Source organism: Georgfuchsia toluolica, assembly GCF_907163265.1.
Classification (GTDB): domain Bacteria; phylum Pseudomonadota; class Gammaproteobacteria; order Burkholderiales; family Rhodocyclaceae; genus Georgfuchsia; species Georgfuchsia toluolica.
Genome location: NZ_CAJQUM010000001.1, coordinates 3364969 through 3383970, shown reverse-complemented (window position 1 = coordinate 3383970; position 19002 = coordinate 3364969). Strand labels below are relative to the sequence as shown.

Below are 19002 nucleotides of genomic sequence, written 5' to 3'. Positions count from 1 at the left end.
CGCAAGCGCGGGTTATTGAGGCGCCACGCCAAAAACGCTTGCATTTGAGAATTATTCTCATGTAAGATAAGAACTGTTCTCATCTACACGGATCCGATCCGATGAAAAACTCACCGATTCGCCGCGAAATACGGCCGCAGCCAAACCAGGCGCAAGGCAGGCATTCCGATGGGCCGATGCTGGAGAGTAATGCACTGTTCGCTGGCGGCAACGAAGTCGTCATCACCCATGGCGCCGAGCTTTATCGGCTGCGTTTGACCCGCCAGAACCGTTTGATCCTGACCAAGTAAGGGCCTACTATGTACGTGTGCATCTGCAACGCCGTCACTGAACGAGATATCGGTAGCGCGGTAGCTGAAGGCTGCGGCAGCCTGCGGGAACTGCGCGAGCAACTTGGGGTTGGCGCCTGTTGCGGGCGCTGCACGGGTTGCGCCCGCAAGGTTCTGAATGATTCTCTTCAGCCCCGACCCATCCACGCTGCCGCCATGATGCAGTTCGCAGCAGCCTGACACGGAGAAAAAAATGAAAGGCGACAAGAAGGTCATCCAGCTGTTGAACAAGTGTCTCGTCAATGAACTCACCGCGATCAACCAGTACTTCCTGCATGCGCGCATGTACAAGAACTGGGGCTTCGAGGCGCTCGGCAAGCACGAATACGAGGAGTCGATCGAGGAAATGCACCATGCCGACAAGCTGATCGAGCGCGTGCTTTTCCTTGAAGGGCTGCCCAACCTGCAGGCGCTGAACAAGCTCCTGATCGGCGAGACCGTGCCCGAATGCATCGCCGGCGACCTCAAGCTGGAACAGGGCGCCCACGCCGACACCAAGGCTGCCATCGCCTATTGCGAGTCGGTCAAGGATTATGTCTCGCGCGAAATTCTGGATGACATTCTCGAGGACACCGAGGAACACATCGACTATCTCGAAACCCAGTTGGAACTGATCGAAAAAGTCGGCCTGCAGAACTATCTGCAATCGGCGATGGGGGGCGCTTCCGGCTCCTGACCCCGCTGCGCCGGGGCGCATCCATCCGCCCCTTTTCATTCAGCCAGCCAGTCGCGGCCGGACGCGCGGCAAGCCAGCCAAAGACGTTTTTCACTCAACCTTTGGAGGTTTGCCATGCGTTTTCTTCGTTCGCTGTTTCTCGTTCTCGGTGCCGGCCTTTCGCTAACCGCCGCCGCCCTCGAATATCCCATCGGAACACCCCAAAACCTCGCCGGCATGGAAGTCGCCGCCGTCTATCTCCATGCCATCGACATGGAGCCGGACGGCCACATGAGGAAGGCCGCCGAGTCCGACATCCATCTCGAAGCCGATATCCATGCGCTCGGCAACAACGCCAATGGCATCCCGGAAGGTTTCTGGGTGCCTTACCTGTTCATCAAATATGAATTGTCCAAGATCGGTATGAACGAAGTCATCCAGGGCGAGATGATGCCGATGGTCGCCAGTGATGGCCCGCACTACGGCGACAACGTCAAGCTGAAGGGGCCGGGCAAGTACAAAGTCAAATTCATCATCTACCCGCCCAGCGCCAAGGAAAATACGCACGGCAACCATTTCGGCCGCCATACCGACCGTGCCACCGGCGTGCACCCCTGGTTCAAGCTGGTGGAAGCCGAATGGGAATTCGTCTACGCCGGCATCGGCAAGAAGGGCGGATACTGAGCATGCGCACGAAATTGATCGCCGTCCTCGTGGTGGCGGGCCTGGCCGCGCCGGTGATGGCCGACGACAATACGGCGCTGATGGCCGAATTGAGGCGGCTGGCCGACCGCGTCGAGGCGCTGGAAAAACAGAACAGGGAAATGGAAAAGGCGCTTGCCAGCGAGCGGCTTTCCGAAAATGAACCCGAGCTTGCCACGCGCGTCAAGGCCGTCGAAGTGGAGGTGGATGCCATCAAGGGGCCGGCCACCAAACTGGGCGAGGCGCTCGACGGCGTCAAGGTCGAGGGCAGCCTGACCGCTGTCGGTCAGAGCATCGGCGCGCATGGCACGGCAAGCGGCCAGGACGAATCGCGCTACAACTATCGCGGTGATGTGACCTTCAGCCTGCCGCTGGGTTCGATAGGCAACAACGAGGGCAAGTTCTTCACCCACTTCCGTCTCGGCCAGGGCAATGGCGTCGGGCTGCGGCCGACCTACACCAGCACGCCGAACACCACGGCCTTCGAGACCGCCGCCGGACCGGACGATTCCTTCGCCATCCTCGCCCAGGCCTGGTACCAGCTCAGGATGCCGCTGAATTACGGTGTCAGGAAAGAGGACGCACGCGAGCACCTGAGCTTCACTGTCGGCAAGATCGATCCTTTCGTCTTCTTCGACCAGAACAGCGCGGCCGACGACGAATCAACGAAGTTCCTGAACAACGTATTCGTGCATAACCCCCTGCTCGACTCGGGCGGCGATATCGGCGCGGACGCCCATGGCTTCCAGCCGGGCGCGCTCGCCAAGTATGAGAACAGCGCCCAAAAGGGCGGCGAATGGGCGCTGTCGCTCGGCGCCTTCGTCCCTGATACGGGGGCCAATTTCTCCGGTTCGACCCGCGCCTCGCTCGTCATCGGGCAAGCGGAAATGAATACGCGCCTCAACTTCCTGCCCGGCACCTGGCGCGCCTATGCCTGGACCAACAGCCGGGCGAGAAATTATGATGGCATACAGCGGCGCAATACCGGATGGGGCATTTCCGCCGACCAGAAAGTGCTCGACGATCTGACGCTGTTCGGCCGCTATGGCCATCACACCGCGGGCCATGTGCTGTTCGACCGTGCCATCACCGCAGGCGCGGAACTGGAAGGCACACGCTGGGGCCGCTCGGCCGATTCCATCGGACTGGCCTTCGGCAAGCTGCGCACCAGCAATGATTTCCGCCGCGATTCGCTCACGGCGGACGCGGATGGCGACAGCGTGGCGGATTATGGTTACGCCGCGAACGGCAGCGAGAAGCAGACCGAGGTTTACTACCGCTTCAAGCTCAACGATGCAATTGAGTTAACGCCGAATTTGCAATGGATTCGTGATCCCGGCGGTAACAACAGTGCGGATGCGATCCGCGTCAGCGGCGTGCGCGCCAAGGTTGAGTTCTAGAAATGTCCCGCCACGCTCGCAAAATCGGCTCACTGCCTGCCACGGCGGGGTGCATGCGCTCCTGGGGCGGCCCGTCGAGGGCATGGGGCCGCTTGTTGCCCCATCTGCTGTTCGTCGCCCTGCTCTGGTTCGGTCTCGGCTGGGCGACGGACAGCCATGCCCAGGCCAGCGAGTTGCCGACTTTTCACGTCGTTGCCAAGGGCGGTCGGCTGTCGCCCGAGCGCATCGAAGTCCCCGCCGGCAAGCGCATTAAACTCATCATCCAGAACGAAGGGCCCGGACCGATCGAGTTCGAGAATCTCGACATGCGGGTCGAGAAAGTGCTCGCTCCCGGCGGCACTTCCTTCGTTGTCATACCACCGCTGAAGCCCGGCACCTACACATTCATCGACGAGTTCCATCGGGGAACCGGCTCAATGCAACTCATTGCGAGGTAGATCCAGTATGCTTAATACTCTTGTCATTGTCTGGCGCGAAAGCCTCGAAGCCATGCTGGTGATCGGTGTGCTGCTGGCCTGGATTGCACGGCAGCCGGAACCCGTTCTCCTGAGACGCGGGCTGTGGGCAGGCGCGACCTGCGGCGTGGCGCTGGCGCTCGGCCTCGGCTTCGCCACCTTCGCCGTCCAGAGCCAGTTCGCCGGCGAGGCGCTGGAGCGTTTCCAACTGGCGATGGTGCTGGTCGCCGCCGGCCTGATCCTGCAGATGGTGCTGTGGATGCACCGTCACGGCCGCCACATGAAGCGCGAACTTGAAGAACAGGCCGCCGTCAGTTCCGGGGCCGTCGGCATCGCCGCCATCACCTCGCTGGCCGTGGCACGCGAGGGCGCCGAAACCGTGGTGTTCCTCTACGGCCTCGGCCTGGAAAACGCCGGCGGCACGCTGGCCGGATTGCTTGGCGCGGCCCTCGCCGGCTTCCTGCTGGCAGCGGCCACGAGTTGGCTGGTCGCCCGCGGCGCACGCTATCTCAACTTCCGCACCGTGTTCCGCGTCAGCGAAATCCTGCTGCTGCTGATCGCCAATGCGCTGCTCGCCAACGGCATCGACCGCATGATCGCCATGGAATGGCTGCCGCCGCTGCTCGATCCGGTCTGGGATGCCTCGTCCCTGCTCGGCGACGGCCAGGGCCTGGGTCGCTTCCTCGCCGATTTCGTCGGCTACCGGGCACGACCGGCCGGCATGCTGCTGCTGGCCAGCCTGGCATTCTGGAGCTTTGCCCTGTGGCGCCTCGGCCGCAGTTCAACCGAGGCCCGCTGATTCAATGGAAAATGCCGTGGAAAATACACACAGTCTCAAATTCGTTCCCCCGATTCGTCACCATGGCCGCAATCGCCTGGCCCGGCTGGGTGACTGGATGGGGCACAATCGACGCATCCTCCTCGCCATCCAATGGGTGATCGTGATTTTCTACGTGGTGCTGGTGGCGCTGCCGGCTTCTCTACCGCTGCCCCAGCCGGAATCGCGACTGTTCTCAGGCGAGGTCGGCACCGCCGCTTCCATCGATCCGAGCCAGTCTCCGACTTCGGGCGCGCCGGTCCTGCAAGAGAAGGCGCCGACCCTGGTTCCATGGCACGACAAGCTCGTGCTCTTCGCCCAATTCGCCTTCTGGGGCATCTGGTGGCCCTTCGTCATCGCGTCGATGCTGCTCATGGGCCGCGTCTGGTGCGGCGTGCTATGCCCCGAGGGTGCGCTGACCGAGTTTGCCAGCAGGCATGGTCGCGGCGGACGTATTCCGCGCTGGGTGCGCTGGAGCGGCTGGCCCGTGGCCGCTTTCGCGATGACGACGGTCTATGGCCAGCTCGTCAGCGTCTATGAATATCCCAAAGCGGTACTGGTGATTCTCGGCGGCTCCACCGTGGCGGCGGTGGCCGTGGGCTATCTATATGGCCGCGGCAAGCGGGTCTGGTGCCGCTACCTGTGCCCCGTCTCCGGCGTCTTCGCGCTGCTGGCGCGTCTGGCACCCGTTCATTTTCGCGTCGATCGCGAGCGCTGGAACGCCCACCCGGCGCGTACTGCCGCCGTCGATTGCGCACCGCTGCTCGACGTCAAGCATCTCCAGGGCGCCTCCCAATGTCACGCCTGCGGCCGTTGCAGCGGCCATCACGACGCGGTTGCGCTGGAAGCACGCTCCCCCAACGCCGAAATTCTCGCCGCCAAGCCGGCCACGCCCGAGGCACTGTTGCTGATCTTCGGCACCCTTGGCGTGGCCATCGGCGCTTTCCAATGGACCGTCAGCCCCTGGTTCGTGCAACTCAAGCAGGCTGCCGCCGCGTGGCTGATCGAACGGGACATGCTCTGGCCCCTCGACGACAGCGCTCCGTGGTGGCTGTTGACTCATTACCCCGAGGCTGGCGATGTGTTTACCTGGCTCGACGGCACCGCCATCCTCGCTTACATCGGCGCGGTCACCCTGGCGCTGGGCGGTGGCATCTGGCTTCTGGTCGTGCTCGCAGCGTGGCTGGCGCGCCGCGACTGGCGCTCCCTTGCACTGGGCCTGACGCCGTTGGCTGGCATCGGCCTTTTCCTCGGCCTGTCGATGATGACCGTCACCCACCTGCGGGCAGAAGGTGTGCCGCTGGGCTGGGTGGGCATGACGCGGGACATGCTGCTGCTGGCGGGTGTCGCCTGGAGCGCGTGGCTCGGTGTTCGCCTCGCCGCTGCCGGCAAGACCGGCGCCACGCGTCGGGCGCTGGGGGCAGCAGTCTATCTAGCCGCCGTGGCCGCCATCGCCGCTACATGGATCCTGATTTTCCACGTCTGGTAAGGATGTGGCGATGCTGGCAACGCCTTCCCATTGGCATTCCCATTCCAACGCCGGACTCTTCTCCGTCGTCGCCCTGCATCTTTGCGCGCTCTGGCTGCTGGCACGCTCTGGCGTATTAGTGCCGTCGCAGCCGCACACCGTGCTCACCGTCAGCCTGCTCGCGAAATCGGCGGCAGTCGAGCCCGAATCCGAAAGGACGCCACCCCCGCCCCGGCCGGCTCAAAGACGCTCCCCGCCTGCACCGCAATCGGCTCCGCTGTCCTTCGTGACGGAAGTCCCCGCCGAGTCGGCACCAGTACCGGCAGCGACGGCACCTGCCCCAGCAGCGGCCTCTACAGCTACGGCCATGGCTCCTGACTCCGCACCGCCCGCGCCCAGCGCGCCGCGCTTCGACGCCGACTATCTGCAAAACCCGGCTCCTGCTTATCCATCCCTGTCGCGGCGCTTGGGCGAGGAGGGCAAGGTCGTACTGCGGGTGTTCGTCGATCCGAGCGGCCGCCCAAGCCAGGTCGAGATCAAGACCAGCAGCGCTTCAGAGCGCCTCGACCAGGCGGCGCAGGACGCCGTCCGGCGTTGGAAGTTCACCCCCGCCCGGCGCGGCGACGAAGCCGTCGCCGCCTGGGTATTGGTCCCCATTGTTTTTAATTTGCGAGGTTGATATGGATAACCCGATGGGCTTTGCCCACTTTTTGAGCAACGCCGACGGCGTCGCCCGCCTTGTCCTCGGACTGCTGCTGATCGCCTCGATCGGCACCTGGTACCTGATCGTCACGAAGGGAATCCAGGTCGTTCGCATGCATCGGAAGAGCGATGCCTTCCTCACCGCGTTCTGGGACGCGTCCGACCTCGAAGCGGTGGCCACGCGCATCCGCGAAAGCGGCACCACCGAACCTTTCTCGCACCTCCTGCACCACGGCTTCACCGCCATCGAGCAGCACAACCGGCAGAAGGACGGCACGGCGCGCCTGATCCATGCCGGCGCACCGGACGATCTGTTGACCCGCGCCCTCAAGCGCGCCATCGACGAAGATCGCAGCCATCTCGAATTCGGCCAGACCTTCCTCGCCACCGTCGCGTCGGCCGCGCCGTTCGTCGGCCTGTTCGGCACCGTGTGGGGCATCTACCACGCGCTGCTGGCCATTGGCCTGTCCGGCCAAGGCACACTCGACAAGGTCGCCGGTCCGGTCGGCGAAGCGCTGATCATGACCGCGATCGGCCTGGCCGTGGCCATCCCGGCCGCCGTCGCCTACAACGCCTTCGCCCGCGCCAACCGCAACACGCTGTCGCGGCTCAATTCGTTCGCCTACGACGTGCTCGTCTTCCTCGCCACCGGCATCAAGAGCTCACCGATGCTCACCGACGCGCGCGCCACCAGCGAACGGGTGATCGCCCTGGCGCGCGCGCAAGGGCTGGCCGCCGATGTTCCCGCGGGCGCCCACCCCGGCCTCACGCTGCGCTAAGGAGCACGAACATGGCCTTCGCCAGTCTCGACGCCGCGGACGACAACGAGCCGCTGGCCGATATCAACATGGTGCCGCTGATCGACGTGATGCTGGTGCTGCTCATCATCTTCATGGTCACGGCGCCGCTGCTGACGCATGCCGTGAAGATAGACCTGCCACAGGCCAGCAGCCAGCCCAACCAGACCAAACCCGACAAAATAGAACTGGCGATTGATGCGGCCGGCGTGCTGTTCTGGAATGGCGGCCCCCTCCCGCGCGCCGAGCTCAACGCCCGCCTGGCACAGGCTGCGCAACAACAGCCGAAGCCCGAACTGCATCTGCGTGCCGACAGGACCACGCAATACCAGACCATCGCCGAAGTCATGTCCGCCGCCGCACGAGTAGGCGTCACCAAGATCGGATTCGTCACCGAACCGGATACGCGATGACATTTCACCCATAGGACGCAGTTTGTCCATTCGCAACCCGCCAGCCAGTCGCACGCCTTGCGTCAAGCCAGCCAATTCATTCAACGCAAGGAGCATTTAATGAAACGCACCACCGGCAGCTTCCAGCAACATGGCAACACCAAGCGCATGACAAAAACAAAACTGGCCCTGGCTTTGGCGCTGGCGCTGGGTGCTTCGACTCAGGCAATCGCCACCGAGATCGAGTTACCCCGCATCGACGTGATCGGCGAAGGCGAGCAGTCCGTCGCCAGGCAACCTGGATCGGTCGCAATCATCGACAAGGAAGCGTTGGCGCTTGCGCAGCCGGTGTCGACCCAGGATGCGCTCAAATCGGTTCCCGGCATCGTGATCCGCGAGGAAGAGGGCTACGGCTTCATCCCCAACATCGGAATGCGCGGCTTGAATCCCAACCGCAGTCAAAAGGTGTTGGTGCTTGAAGACGGAGTGCCAATCGCGCCAGGGCTTTTCCTCGCCAACGAATCCTATTACAGCCCGCGCATCGAACGCATGCAGAGCATCGAGGTGCTCAAAGGCGCGGCCGGCTTGCGCTACGGACCGACGACGATCGGCGGCGTGATTAACTACAAGACCAAGAATCCCGAAGAAGGCGTCAAAGTGACCGCCAGGGCCGGCTCCCACGGCTATCAGTTGCTGGGCCTCGATGCGGGCGGCACCGCATTGTCGGGCGAGGCGATCGGCGGCATCAGCCTGGTGACCGCGCAGGGCGACGGCTTCCGCCACAACGGCTTCGACATGACCGATGCGGTAGTCAAAGGCGGCATGGCGCTGGGTGACAAGCAATGGCTCAGCGCCAAGTTCACCTACTACGACAACGAGGTCAATACTTCCTATGTCGGCTTGCGTCCCAATGAATTCCAGAACGACCCGACCAAGAACCCGGCCCCGAACGATTGGTTCCTGACCGACCGCACCTCGTTCGATCTCAACCATGAGCTCGAAATCGGCGACTCGATGAAACTCAATACCTTGCTGTACTGGAGCGAGTTGACGCGCGATTACTGGCGTCGGGAGGTGCAGTCTCGCAGCGCCGATGGCACGACCTTCGTTCCCTGTGACGGTGGCGCCTACTGCATGAACGGCAACAATCGCACCTTCGAGATGATGGGCCTGGACAGCCGCCTGCACATCGCCTACGACGGCTTTGGCATCAAGAACGAAGCGGAAATTGGTATTCGCCTGCACAGCGACAAGCTGGACAACACCAAGATTCGCTCGAAGACAGATCCCAACGCGCGCTCCGGCGACCTGACCAGCGACGATACCCAGAAGGCGAACGGCATCGCCTTTTACGGTCAAAACCGCTTCCTCGTCAACGAGCGCATCGCGATCACGCCCGGCCTGCGCATCGAAACCTACGACCAGGAGCGCAAGAGTGAGTTGACCGGACTAGACGGCAAATCGGACAACACGGAAGTGATGCCGGGCATCGGCGCGACCTGGCAGGTTGCACCGCAGGCGCAACTCTTCGCCGGTATGTTCAAGGGCTTCTCGCCGGCGATGGTCGCCACCGCGATCAGCGCTGCCGGCGTCGACGAGAATCTGGATGCCGAGCGCTCGACCAACTTCGAAATCGGGGTGCGCGGCGCGGTTGATCGCCTGAGCTACGAGGCCACCGCCTTCCACATGGATTTCGACAATCAGATCATTCCGCAATCCGAATCGGGCGGCGTCGGCGCAACCGTCACCAACGCCGGCAAAACCCTGAACCAGGGCCTCGAAGGCGCGATCGGCTACGACCTCGGCGCGGGCTGGGGGGTGGATACCAATGCCACCTGGGTGCCGACCGCCAAATTCAACAGCACCAAAATGGTCGCCGGCATCGACCGCAATGGCAATCGCCTGCCCTACGCGCCGAAACTCACCTCGAATCTGGCGCTGAAGCATACGGCCGGCGGACTCAAGAGCAGTCTGGGCATCTATCACGTCTCCAGCCAGTTCGTCGACCCGGAAAACACCGAAGCCGAAAGCGCCGACGGACGTCGCGGCAAAATTCCGGCTTACACGACCGTGAACCTGAACGCGCATTACGCAGTGAACAAGCAGTTAAGCGTTTTCGGCACCGTGCGCAATCTGCTGGACAAGAAATGCATCGCCAGCCGCAACCCGGATGGCATTTTCCCCGGCGCCGAGCGCAACTTCGAGGCGGGCATGAGCTACAAGTTCTGACTTTTGTATCGCCATTGGCGCGAGCAGGACGTTTGCCGGCATGTTGTGCTTGCCTGCGATCACCTGATCCGCGGTTCGGCGCCTGAATAATGTGCGGCGTTGGCGAAAAATATGGAAATGGTGTAAGCAGGCACAACCCGCCGGCAGTCGTCCGACTTTGACATTTGTCATGGAAGGCGTAGCCGGCGGGAGTATCCTTGAAACGCAAATCCGCACCGCAACGCATTCGCGATCGAAAACACTTCACTCGCCAGGAGCTCACCATGACAAGCAAGAAGCAAAACAAAGTCGCAAAAATCGACATCGGCCTATCCGAAAATGACCGCCTGAAAATCGCGCAAGGGCTATCGGGACTGTTGGCCGACAGCTATACGCTGTATCTGATGACCCACAATTTTCATTGGAATGTTACGGGACCCATGTTCAACACCCTGCACCTGATGTTCATGGATCAATACACCGAGCAGTGGAATGCACTCGACCTGATCGCCGAGCGTATCCGCGCGCTAGGCCACCCGGCCCCGGGTACTTACAAGGAATTCGTCAAGCTGGCGAGCGTCAAGGAAATCGAGGGCGTACCCAGCGCGCTGGACATGGTGCGCCTCCTTGTCGCCGCGCAGGAGGCCACGGCACGCACGGCGCGCAAACTTTTCCCGCTGGTGGACAAGGCAAGCGACCAGCCCACTGCCGACCTGCTGACGCAACGCATCGAGGTGCATGAAAAGACCGCCTGGATGTTGCGCAGCCTGCTGGAAGACTGATCTTGCTGACAAGGGAATGACAGTGACGGGCTAGAACTTCTCGTTCTCGCGCAATAGCCGCCACTGCCCCACCGGCAGATCCCCGAGCGGAATGCGGCCGATGCGCACGCGCTTCAAGCCATTCACGCGCAGGCCAACCAGTTCGCACATGCGGCGGATCTGGCGCTTCTTGCCTTCGCGCAGCACGAAACGCAATTGATCCTCGTTGGCCCAGGACACCTTGGCCGGGCGCAATGGCTTGCCGTCAAGACTGAGGCCGTGGTTGAGCAGCTTCAGGCCCTGCGCGCTGAGCGTCCCTGCAACGCGCACCAGATATTCCTTTTCGATCTCCGATTCGTCGCCGATCAACAGGCGCGCGATGCGCCCGTCCTGCGTCAGCACCAGCAGGCCGGTGGAGTCGATATCCAAACGTCCTGCAGGCGCCAGGCCGCGCATGAAGGCAGGATGAAAGCGCTGCTTGTCATCCGGCACCTGCGAGGTAGCCGAAATCAGGGCCGCAGCCGGTGTGTAGCCGTCCTCCGCCTGTCCCGACACGTAGCCCATCGGCTTGTGCAGCAAAATGGTCACCCGCTTCGCCTGCTGCGCGCGCGCTCCAGTGTCCAGCGTGATCACCGCATCCGGTGCGGCACGCGTACCGAGCGTGGTGATCCGTTCGCCATCGACGAAGACCAGACCTTGCTCGATATAGCCGTCGGCTTCGCGCCGCGAGCACAGGCCGCGCTCGGCCATGAGCTTGGAAACTCGTACGCCCTCAGGTGGGGCGGCGGCTGTTGTGCCTGCGGCGGCCGGTTTTCCTGCGGCGGCAGGAACGCGTCGAAATTTGCTCATGTGGCATTTTACGGCAGCGTGGGGCATGTTACTGTTGTCGCATGCTCAGCTACCGCCACTCCTTTCACGCCGGCAACCACGCCGACCTGCTCAAGCACTTCGTACTGGTCCAGCTTCTGCGTTACTTCAACCAGAAGGACAAGCCCTACTGGTACATCGATACGCATGCCGGCGCCGGCTGCTATCAACTCGATTCGGTGCACGCCAAAAAGAACGCCGAGTTCGAGACGGGCATCACGCGGCTCTGGCCGAACAACGATCAGCAGTGCAATCTGTCGCCAGAGATCGCCGATTATGTCAAACAGGTGCGCACGTTCAACAGCAACAATAAATTGCGCCTCTACCCCGGTTCACCGCTGATTGCCTTGCAATTGATGCGGCCGGACGACCGCTTGCGGCTGTTCGAACTGCACAGCACCGATTACCGTTTGTTGTGCGGCAACTTCAAGGAGGCCGGCCGCCGCGCCGCGATCACGCATGGCGACGGCTTCGCCGAGATCAAGTCGGTGCTGCCGCCGCCGCCGCGGCGCGGCCTGATGCTAATCGACCCCTCGTATGAAGACAAGCGCGATTATCTGCGCGTCGTGGCGACAATGAAGGAAGCATTAAGCCGCTTCCCTGGCGGAACCTATGCCATCTGGTATCCGCTGCTGCAACGCGGCGATGCGCGCCAGTTGCCGGAAAAGTTGAAAAAACTCGCGCCGGACTGGCTCAACGTCTCACTCATGGTTCGCGCCCCGCAGGCTGATGGCTTCGGCATGCACGGCAGCGGCCTGTTCATCGTCAATCCGCCGTGGACACTGAAAAAAATTCTGCAAAGTACGATGCCGCTGCTGACGAAAGCACTGGCGCAGGACGACAGTGCTGCGTTCAAACTCGAAACTTCCTGATACGTCATTACCGCGCAGGCAGGAACCCAGAGACGTTCGTCGATAGCCAAAGACACTGGATCCCCGCCTGCGCGGGAATGACGTTGCCAGTGTTCTACGTACTCTGCTCCAGCGCCGCCCACAGGCACTTGCCCTTCGATTCCTTGTCGATCTCCTGCAGCACCCGCGCGTGATCGGCCAGTTCCTCGGCTGAAGCGCGCAGCACCTGCATGGGCGGGCGATCCTGCCCCGCAGCACCGAACGTGCCGCTCTCCGGCAACTCCAGTTCCATCATCAGGCTGTCCTGACCGCGCGTCATTGCCAGATACACCTCGGCCAGCAGTTCCGCATCGAGCAGGGCGCCATGCAACTGACGACCGGAGTTGTCGACGCCGAACTCGTTGCACAGCGCATCGAGCGAATTCTTCTTGCCCGGCCGCAGATCGCGCGCCATGCGCAAGGTGTCGATAATTTCCGCGCACAGCTCCTTAACCGGCTCGCGATCGAGCAGGCTGAACTCGTGGTTGAGAAAGCCGACATCGAATGACGCGTTATGGATGATCAATTCCGCGCCTTCAATGAAATCGCACAGCTCGTCGGCAATGTCGGCGAACAGGGGTTTGTCGGCGAGGAACTCGCTGGTCAGGCCGTGCACCGCCTGGGCGCCGGCTTCGATATCGCGTTGCGGATTGATGTAGCGGTGGAAGTGCCGGCCGGTCAGCCTGCGACCGCGCATTTCAACGCAGGCCACTTCGATGATGCGGTCGCCGAGTTGGTGTTCGAGGCCGGTGGTTTCCGTGTCGAGAAAAATCTTTCTGGTCATCCTTTGCCTCTTGCCTGTTCCACGCCACGCCTTGCCAGTGCATCGACACGCTCGTTTTCGACATGCCCGGCATGTCCCCTGACCCAATGCCATTCGATTACGTGACGTGCGGCCTCAGAGTCAAGGGCCTGCCACAGATCGACATTTTTCACTGGCTGTTTGGCGGCGGTTTTCCAGCCGCGCCGCTTCCAGCCGTGAATCCATTCGCTGATACCCTTCTGCACATACTGCGAATCGGTGTGCACGCGCGCCGCCACCGGCCGTTTCAGGGCACGCAAGGCCTCGATCACCGCCGTGAGTTCCATGCGATTGTTGGTGGTGTTGGGCGCCCCGCCGAAGAGTTCCTTCTCCGTCGCGCCCATGCGCAAAATCGCGCCCCAGCCACCGGGGCCGGGATTGCCGCTGCATGCGCCATCGGTAAAAATTTCCACTGTTTCCGCTGCCTGGTTTTCTGCCACTTATTGTTTTCCTGTCTTCAACGTGAAAAAGCGGAAACAGCGTTCATAGTGATATCGAGCGTAGCGAGCTGGCTGATAACCCCGCCCTGGGGCGGGGATGGGGTGGGGGGCGTTCAATTTGCCTTTACGCATTTTCATCCTCCGACGTGGTGCTGGCGAACATGCGCGTTTGCGTTATCTGTTGCGTCACGGCCGCCGTCGCCTTGGCGCGCGCACGGCGGTCGGCCCACGTCGGCATGATCAGGCGCATGCCTTGCACGCGCTTGATGGCCTGGATCACATACACGGCGCCGGTGAATGGCCACCAGCGGTCACCGGCATATTCGATGAATTCCCAGCGCCGCAACCATTTTTCGTGGCGCAAGGGTGGCGCATAGCAGCCGAAAACGCCGGCCCGCGTCTCGAACCCAAGCAGCGCGAACCAGTCGCGCAAACGCGGCACGCTGATGTAGCGGCCATTCCACGGCATGGCATTCCGCGCCGCGCCGAAATGGCGGCGCATGCCCCACAGGCTGTAGGGGTTGAAGCCGGTGATGACCACCTGGCCTTCGGGCACCAGGACGCGTTCGACTTCGCGCAATATCTGGTGCGGATTGCTGTCAAATTCCAATATATGCGGCAGCAGGATCAGGTCGACGCTTTGCGCCGAAAATGGAAGATGGTGGATATCGGTGTAGACTTCGCAGGGCGGTTCCGGTTCGATAATACTGTCGCAGCGGAAGCGAAAAGGCATGCGGTTGTTGCGCAGATAATCGTGGCGCAGCATGCCGATCTGCACCGCGTTGAAGCCGAACACATCGGCCAGCAGCATATCGTGTTTGACCATCTCCCAATTGAGGACATATTGTCCCTGCGGAGTGGCCAGCCAGTCTTCAAATATCGTCGTGGTCATGACGACAAGGATAAGGCGTTATGGAAATACTCGGGCTGCGCGCCTTTGCCGACAACTACATCTGGCTGCTGCGCCACAAGGGCAATGCCGTTGCGGTCGATCCCGGTGATGCCGCGCCGGTGCTTGAACATCTGCGTGTCAGCGGCGACCGGCTGTGCGCCGTCCTGATCACACACCATCATCGCGATCACATTGGCGGCTTGAGCGAACTCGCCGAACGCTTCAACATACCCGCGTTCGGCCCCGGAAACGAAGACATTCCCGGCCTCACCCGCATCGTGCAAGGCGGTGAAACTATCGAGGTTCCGGGAATCGGCGTGCATTTTGATGTGCTGGATGTCGGCGGCCATACGCGGGGGCACATTGCCTATTATCGCCCAAAGGTTTTGTTCTGCGGCGACGCACTCTTCGTGCTCGGCTGCGGGCGTCTGTTCGAGGGCACGCCGGTGCAAATGTCACAATCGCTCACACGCATTGCGGCATTGCCGCGCGAGACGCAGGTATATTGCGCCCATGAATATGCGAAGAACAACCTGCCCTTTGCGCTCGCCGTCGAACCCGGCAGTGCCACGCTGCAGAACCGCGCCGAGTTGCTGCGGCGATCGATTGCCGCCGGCGAGCCTACCGTGCCCATGCTGCTCGGCGACGAACTCGATACCAATCCATTCCTGCGCTGCGAAATCCCCGAAGTGAAAGAAGCCGCGCGAAACTTTTGCGGCCATGCGCTGAACCATGAGATCAATACGCCGGTTGAGGTCTTTGCCGCGCTGCGCGAGTGGCGTAACCAACTGTGAAACCAAATTGACGCTCACTACGCCTTTCACTACCATCGCGGCCATGCACGGCAGACTTCCCCGGTTATTTGCGCACCTCGGCGCCGCCTTCCTGATTTCCATTGTCATTACCGCAACAGCGGGTGCCCAGACGCTGGTCGAAGATCCGCTGAAACTAAATCCGCAGATCACCACAGCGATCACCCCCGCAAATAGCGACGTCAAGCAGATCGAAGACGATGCGCCGAAGATCGCCACCATCGACCTCACCGTTCCCGCCGACGACCTGTGGCAACGCATGCGTAACGGCTTTTCCATGCCCAACCTCAACAGCCCGCTGGTGGCTGACCGCCAGGCCTGGTATCTGAACCGACCCGACATGTTGAAGACGATGCTGCAACGCAGCCGGCGTTATCTCTACTTCATCGTCGGCGAACTCGAAAAGCGCGGCATGCCCACCGAACTGGCGCTGTTGCCGATGGTGGAGAGCTCCTACAATCCGCGCGCCTACTCGTCGGCACGTGCGCTCGGCATCTGGCAATTCATTCCCTCGACCGGAAAAAACTACGGCCTTGAACAGAACTGGTATTTCGACGAGCGACGCGACATCATCGCCTCCACCAACGCCGCGCTCGACTACCTGCAATACATCTACGAATTGCATGGCGACTGGCATCTGGCGCTGGCCTCGTACAACTGGGGTGAAGGCGCCGTCGGACGCGCGGTGGCGAAGAACAAGGCACGCGGGCTGCCCACCGATTACGTCAATCTGGCCATGCCCGGCGAGACGCGCTATTACGTACCAAAGCTGCAGGCGTTGAAAAATATCATCGCCGACCCGAAACTGTTCGGCATCAGTATCGACCCGATTTCGAACCAGCCCTACTTCGGCACGGTGGTCAAACCCGCGACCATGGATGTCGCCACGGCAGCGCAGCTCGCCGAAATCCCGCTCACCGAGTTCATTGCGCTCAACCCGGCCTACAGCCACCCCATCATGCCCGGCAGCAATGACTCGCCGCTGGTACTGCCGGTAGACAAGGTCGCGGTATTCCAGGCCAACCTGGAACAGCATGAAAGCGAAGACAAACCGCTCTCCCTGTGGAAAACCTACAAGCTCAAGAAAGGTGAAAAACTCGACAAGGTGGCGGCAAGGAGCGGCATCACTCTGGCGCGTCTCAAACAACTGAATGGCATTACCCGCCGCACCAGGGTGGGGGCCGGCTTCAACATCCTGATTCCGAATTCCAGCGCTGTCGGCAGCAGCAGCATTGCCCATCTGCTCGCCAGCCTGCCGCAGACGCCGGCCGATCCGCCAAGGGCGGCAAAGAAGCGCGGCAAGCACAAAGCCGCAACCGCGAAAGCGCGCAAACCTGTCAGCGGCAAACGGCCGGTGAAGCCGATTCCAAGAAAGAAAAAAATCAAAGGCAAATAGCCAAAGAGGACACAGAGTTCACAGAGAAAGACAAGGAAAAAGCCTTCAAAGTCCAGTGCCGAATGTTAAAAGCAGCCGAGTCACAATTTCCTGGATATTTTTGTATTTTTGGTCCTCTCTGTGTCCTCTGTGACTAAAAAACTTTTGGGTTTACCCGTACAAATGACAATGCACGACGCGCGTCGGCGAGAGCGTCGTCGCTGCCGGATATGCTGATCTGCATACCTCCATCGCCTGCGGGCAGCGCGGATGGAAATGACAGCCGGATGGCGGCTTGGCCGGCGAGGGAATATCGCCCGGCGCTACAGGCACCTGCTTGTCGCCTTCACGCTCCATCGTAATGCGCGGCACGGCGACGATCAGCGCCTGCGTATAGGGGTGCTTCGGCGCGCGCAGCACCTCGTCGGTGGTGCCGCGTTCGACAATCCGGCCGAGATACATCACCGCCACTTCCTGCGCCAGATAATCGACCACTGCAATGTTGTGCGTGATGAACAAATACGCCAGCCCCAGCGTCGCCTGCAATTCCTTCAACAGATTGAGTATCTGCGCCTGCACCGAAACGTCGAGCGCGCTGGTCGGTTCGTCGCAAATCAGCAGTTGCGGATTCACCGCGAGGGCGCGCGCAATCGCGATACGCTGGCGCTGTCCGCCGGAAAATTCGTGCGGATAGCGATCCGCCATCTCGGGCGCGAGTCCCACCTGTTGCAGCAGTTCGCCGACACGCTGCTCATGGTTGTCCTGTTTCTGCAACGCCCGCATGCCCTCGGCGACAATGGCGCCGACGCGCATGCGCGGATTGAGCGAGGCAAACGGATCCTGAAATACCATTTGCATTGCGGCGCGTAGTGGCCGCAACTGCCTTGCTGTCAACTGCGTCAACTCCGTACCGGACAACTTCACCGAACCTTCGTCCGCCTTGATGAGCTGGAGAATGGCCTTGCCGGCGGTGGTCTTGCCGCAACCGGACTCGCCCACCAGCGCCAGCGTTTTGCCCGGTGCCAGGCGCAGCGACACACCATCGACGGCGCGCACATGGCCCGCCACGCGTTGCAGCACGCCCTTTCGAATCGGGAAATGCACCTTGAGGCCGGTAACATCGAGCAATGCCTCCTGCGCATCGACAAGCTCAGCACGAACGGCTGAAACATCCTGCGTGGCATGCTCCCGCAGTTCGCCCCGCACCGGAAAATAGCAGCGCACGTAGCGGCCTTCGCCCAGCGGCGCGAGCGGCGGTTCCCGGCCGCGGCACAGTTCCTTCACATAATCGCAGCGATCGGCGAAACGGCAGCCGCTGAAAACGGATTCCAATGGCGGCACGCGGCCGGGAATCGTCGCCAGCGGCCCGCCGCGCGCATTGGCATCCGGCACCGCCGCGAACAGCGCGCGCGAATAGGGATGCGCAGGACTGGAAAAGAATTTCTCACGACTCGCCACTTCCACCAGCTGGCCGGCATACATCACGCCGATGCGATCGGCCACGCGCGAAACGACACCGAGGTCGTGGGTGATCAGCAGCAGGCCCATGCCGCCGCTGTTGCCGCTGCGGCGCTGCAACGAAGCCAGCAGGTCCAGTACCTGCGCCTGGATGGTGACATCGAGCGCCGTGGTCGGCTCGTCGGCGATCAACAGGCGCGGCTCTCCGGCCAATACCATCGCAATCATGGCGCGCTGCTTCATGCCGCCGGAGAGCTGGAACGGATATTCATCATGGCGCCGCGCCGCGTCGGGTATTCCTACCGCATCGAGCAGCTCGATGGCGCGTTTCTTCGCGGCGGCGCCGCGCAAATCGCGATGCACGGCGAGCGACTCGCCGATCTGGTAGCCGATGGTCAGAACCGGGTTGAGGCTGGTCCCCGGCTCCTGGAAGATCATGCCCATAGCGCCGCCGCGCAGGCGGCGCATAGCGGTCTCATCAAGCCGGGTGAGTTCCCTGCCCTCGAATTCGATACTGCCGCGTTCGATGCTCGCCACGTTGGGCAGCAGGCCCATCAGGGCCAGTGCGGTCATCGACTTGCCGCAGCCCGATTCACCAAGCAGCGCAAAGGTCTCGCCGGCCGCGATATCGAAAGAAACGCCATCGACCGGACGGCCTCGTCCCAGTTTTACCGAGAGATTGCGTACTGAAAGCATGGATTCAGGTTTCAAGGTTCAAGGGGGCAAGGGGCAAGGGGCAAGGGGCAAGGGGCAAGGGGCAAGGTTAACTTGTATCTTGCA

At 61.9% G+C, this 19002-nt stretch carries 21 protein-coding genes; 16 read left to right on the top strand and 5 right to left on the bottom strand.

Annotation, left to right across the window (positions count from 1 at the left end):
* Window positions 1–101: 101 nt before the first annotated feature.
* The 13 genes from hemP (at window position 102) to K5E80_RS15975 (ending at window position 10707) form a co-directional block, all read left to right on the top strand.
* Window positions 102–290 carry a hemin uptake protein HemP gene (gene hemP / locus K5E80_RS16035; RefSeq protein ID WP_220637100.1) on the top strand — a complete coding sequence of 63 codons (189 nt, stop codon included), beginning with the start codon at window positions 102–104 and terminating at the stop codon, window positions 288–290.
* Between the two features lie 9 nt (window positions 291–299).
* The gene (locus K5E80_RS16030; RefSeq protein ID WP_220637099.1) at window positions 300–509 is read left to right on the top strand and encodes a bacterioferritin-associated ferredoxin; all 210 of its coding nucleotides are present in this window, start codon (window positions 300–302) and stop codon (window positions 507–509) included.
* 13 nt (window positions 510–522) lie between these two features.
* Window positions 523–1005, top strand: a complete 483-nt coding sequence (gene bfr, locus K5E80_RS16025; protein ID WP_220637098.1) for a bacterioferritin — start codon at window positions 523–525, stop codon at window positions 1003–1005.
* Window positions 1006–1119: 114 nt separating this feature from the next.
* Entirely contained in the window at window positions 1120–1668 is a 549-nt protein-coding gene (locus tag K5E80_RS16020) for an iron transporter (protein ID WP_220637097.1), read from the top strand.
* Between the two features lie 2 nt (window positions 1669–1670).
* The gene (locus K5E80_RS16015) at window positions 1671–3086 is read left to right on the top strand and encodes a carbohydrate porin (protein ID WP_220637096.1); all 1416 of its coding nucleotides are present in this window, start codon (window positions 1671–1673) and stop codon (window positions 3084–3086) included.
* Window positions 3087–3088: 2 nt separating this feature from the next.
* Complete coding sequence (locus K5E80_RS16010) at window positions 3089–3523, top strand: cupredoxin domain-containing protein (RefSeq protein ID WP_220637095.1); 435 nt, start codon at window positions 3089–3091, stop codon at window positions 3521–3523.
* 7 nt (window positions 3524–3530) lie between these two features.
* Window positions 3531–4340, top strand: a complete 810-nt coding sequence (locus K5E80_RS16005; protein WP_220637094.1) for an FTR1 family iron permease — start codon at window positions 3531–3533, stop codon at window positions 4338–4340.
* A gap of 16 nt (window positions 4341–4356) precedes the next feature.
* Entirely contained in the window at window positions 4357–5847 is a 1491-nt protein-coding gene (locus tag K5E80_RS16000; RefSeq protein WP_246591020.1) for a 4Fe-4S binding protein, read from the top strand.
* A 265-nt stretch (window positions 5848–6112) separates the two neighbouring features.
* The gene (locus tag K5E80_RS16865; protein ID WP_246591019.1) at window positions 6113–6505 is read left to right on the top strand and encodes an energy transducer TonB; all 393 of its coding nucleotides are present in this window, start codon (window positions 6113–6115) and stop codon (window positions 6503–6505) included.
* Window position 6506: 1 nt separating this feature from the next.
* Window positions 6507–7307: a MotA/TolQ/ExbB proton channel family protein gene (locus K5E80_RS15990; protein ID WP_220637092.1), complete on the top strand. Its 801-nt coding sequence runs from the start codon at window positions 6507–6509 to the stop codon at window positions 7305–7307.
* A gap of 11 nt (window positions 7308–7318) precedes the next feature.
* Window positions 7319–7738, top strand: a complete 420-nt coding sequence (locus tag K5E80_RS15985) for an ExbD/TolR family protein (RefSeq protein ID WP_220637091.1) — start codon at window positions 7319–7321, stop codon at window positions 7736–7738.
* A gap of 99 nt (window positions 7739–7837) precedes the next feature.
* Window positions 7838–9946, top strand: a complete 2109-nt coding sequence (locus K5E80_RS15980) for a TonB-dependent receptor family protein (protein ID WP_220637090.1) — start codon at window positions 7838–7840, stop codon at window positions 9944–9946.
* A gap of 296 nt (window positions 9947–10242) precedes the next feature.
* Entirely contained in the window at window positions 10243–10707 is a 465-nt protein-coding gene (locus K5E80_RS15975) for a Dps family protein (RefSeq protein ID WP_281420354.1), read from the top strand.
* Between the two features lie 30 nt (window positions 10708–10737).
* Here K5E80_RS15975 and K5E80_RS15970 read toward each other — a convergent pair whose 3' ends face one another.
* On the bottom strand, window positions 10738–11535 hold the full coding sequence (locus K5E80_RS15970) for a pseudouridine synthase (RefSeq protein ID WP_246591018.1): 798 nt from the start codon (window positions 11533–11535) through the stop codon (window positions 10738–10740).
* A gap of 41 nt (window positions 11536–11576) precedes the next feature.
* Between K5E80_RS15970 and K5E80_RS15965 the strand changes: the two genes are divergently transcribed.
* Complete coding sequence (locus tag K5E80_RS15965) at window positions 11577–12425, top strand: 23S rRNA (adenine(2030)-N(6))-methyltransferase RlmJ (RefSeq protein ID WP_220637087.1); 849 nt, start codon at window positions 11577–11579, stop codon at window positions 12423–12425.
* A gap of 94 nt (window positions 12426–12519) precedes the next feature.
* Here the strand turns inward: K5E80_RS15965 and dnaQ are convergent, their stop codons facing one another.
* The 3 genes from dnaQ to K5E80_RS15950 form a co-directional block, all read right to left on the bottom strand.
* A complete protein-coding gene (gene dnaQ / locus K5E80_RS15960; RefSeq protein WP_220637086.1) occupies window positions 12520–13227 on the bottom strand; it encodes a DNA polymerase III subunit epsilon in 708 nt (235 codons plus the stop codon).
* On the bottom strand, window positions 13224–13685 hold the full coding sequence (gene rnhA, locus K5E80_RS15955; RefSeq protein WP_220637085.1) for a ribonuclease HI: 462 nt from the start codon (window positions 13683–13685) through the stop codon (window positions 13224–13226). Before rnhA ends, dnaQ begins: the two co-directional genes overlap by 4 nt.
* Before the next feature lie 124 nt (window positions 13686–13809).
* On the bottom strand, window positions 13810–14577 hold the full coding sequence (locus tag K5E80_RS15950) for a class I SAM-dependent methyltransferase (protein WP_220637084.1): 768 nt from the start codon (window positions 14575–14577) through the stop codon (window positions 13810–13812).
* Window positions 14578–14597: 20 nt separating this feature from the next.
* Between K5E80_RS15950 and gloB the strand changes: the two genes are divergently transcribed.
* Both gloB and K5E80_RS15940 read left to right on the top strand, forming a co-directional pair.
* Window positions 14598–15371, top strand: coding sequence for a hydroxyacylglutathione hydrolase (gloB, locus tag K5E80_RS15945; RefSeq protein ID WP_220637083.1), 774 nt, complete (start codon window positions 14598–14600; stop codon window positions 15369–15371).
* A 7-nt stretch (window positions 15372–15378) separates the two neighbouring features.
* A complete protein-coding gene (locus K5E80_RS15940; RefSeq protein WP_246591017.1) occupies window positions 15379–16785 on the top strand; it encodes a transglycosylase SLT domain-containing protein in 1407 nt (468 codons plus the stop codon).
* A gap of 150 nt (window positions 16786–16935) precedes the next feature.
* Here the strand turns inward: K5E80_RS15940 and K5E80_RS15935 are convergent, their stop codons facing one another.
* Window positions 16936–18918, bottom strand: a complete 1983-nt coding sequence (locus tag K5E80_RS15935) for a dipeptide ABC transporter ATP-binding protein (protein WP_220637082.1) — start codon at window positions 18916–18918, stop codon at window positions 16936–16938.
* Window positions 18919–19002 lie beyond the last annotated feature (84 nt).

Excerpts from the sequence above, each read along its gene's own strand:
- K5E80_RS15950 (WP_220637084.1), bottom strand. The coding sequence starts at position 14,577 with ATGACCACGACGATATTTGAAGACTGGCTGGCCACTCCGCAGGGACAA.
- K5E80_RS15985 (WP_220637091.1), top strand. The coding sequence starts at position 7,319 with ATGGCCTTCGCCAGTCTCGACGCCGCGGACGACAACGAGCCGCTGGCC.
- K5E80_RS16010 (WP_220637095.1), top strand. The coding sequence starts at position 3,089 with ATGTCCCGCCACGCTCGCAAAATCGGCTCACTGCCTGCCACGGCGGGG.
- gloB (WP_220637083.1), top strand. The coding sequence starts at position 14,598 with ATGGAAATACTCGGGCTGCGCGCCTTTGCCGACAACTACATCTGGCTG.
- K5E80_RS15935 (WP_220637082.1), bottom strand. The coding sequence starts at position 18,918 with ATGCTTTCAGTACGCAATCTCTCGGTAAAACTGGGACGAGGCCGTCCG.
- K5E80_RS15970 (WP_246591018.1), bottom strand. The coding sequence starts at position 11,535 with ATGAGCAAATTTCGACGCGTTCCTGCCGCCGCAGGAAAACCGGCCGCC.
- dnaQ (WP_220637086.1), bottom strand. The coding sequence starts at position 13,227 with ATGACCAGAAAGATTTTTCTCGACACGGAAACCACCGGCCTCGAACAC.
- K5E80_RS15965 (WP_220637087.1), top strand. The coding sequence starts at position 11,577 with ATGCTCAGCTACCGCCACTCCTTTCACGCCGGCAACCACGCCGACCTG.
- hemP (WP_220637100.1), top strand. The coding sequence starts at position 102 with ATGAAAAACTCACCGATTCGCCGCGAAATACGGCCGCAGCCAAACCAG.
- K5E80_RS15980 (WP_220637090.1), top strand. The coding sequence starts at position 7,838 with ATGAAACGCACCACCGGCAGCTTCCAGCAACATGGCAACACCAAGCGC.
- K5E80_RS16005 (WP_220637094.1), top strand. The coding sequence starts at position 3,531 with ATGCTTAATACTCTTGTCATTGTCTGGCGCGAAAGCCTCGAAGCCATG.
- K5E80_RS15990 (WP_220637092.1), top strand. The coding sequence starts at position 6,507 with ATGGATAACCCGATGGGCTTTGCCCACTTTTTGAGCAACGCCGACGGC.
- bfr (WP_220637098.1), top strand. The coding sequence starts at position 523 with ATGAAAGGCGACAAGAAGGTCATCCAGCTGTTGAACAAGTGTCTCGTC.
- K5E80_RS16015 (WP_220637096.1), top strand. The coding sequence starts at position 1,671 with ATGCGCACGAAATTGATCGCCGTCCTCGTGGTGGCGGGCCTGGCCGCG.
- K5E80_RS16030 (WP_220637099.1), top strand. The coding sequence starts at position 300 with ATGTACGTGTGCATCTGCAACGCCGTCACTGAACGAGATATCGGTAGC.
- K5E80_RS16020 (WP_220637097.1), top strand. The coding sequence starts at position 1,120 with ATGCGTTTTCTTCGTTCGCTGTTTCTCGTTCTCGGTGCCGGCCTTTCG.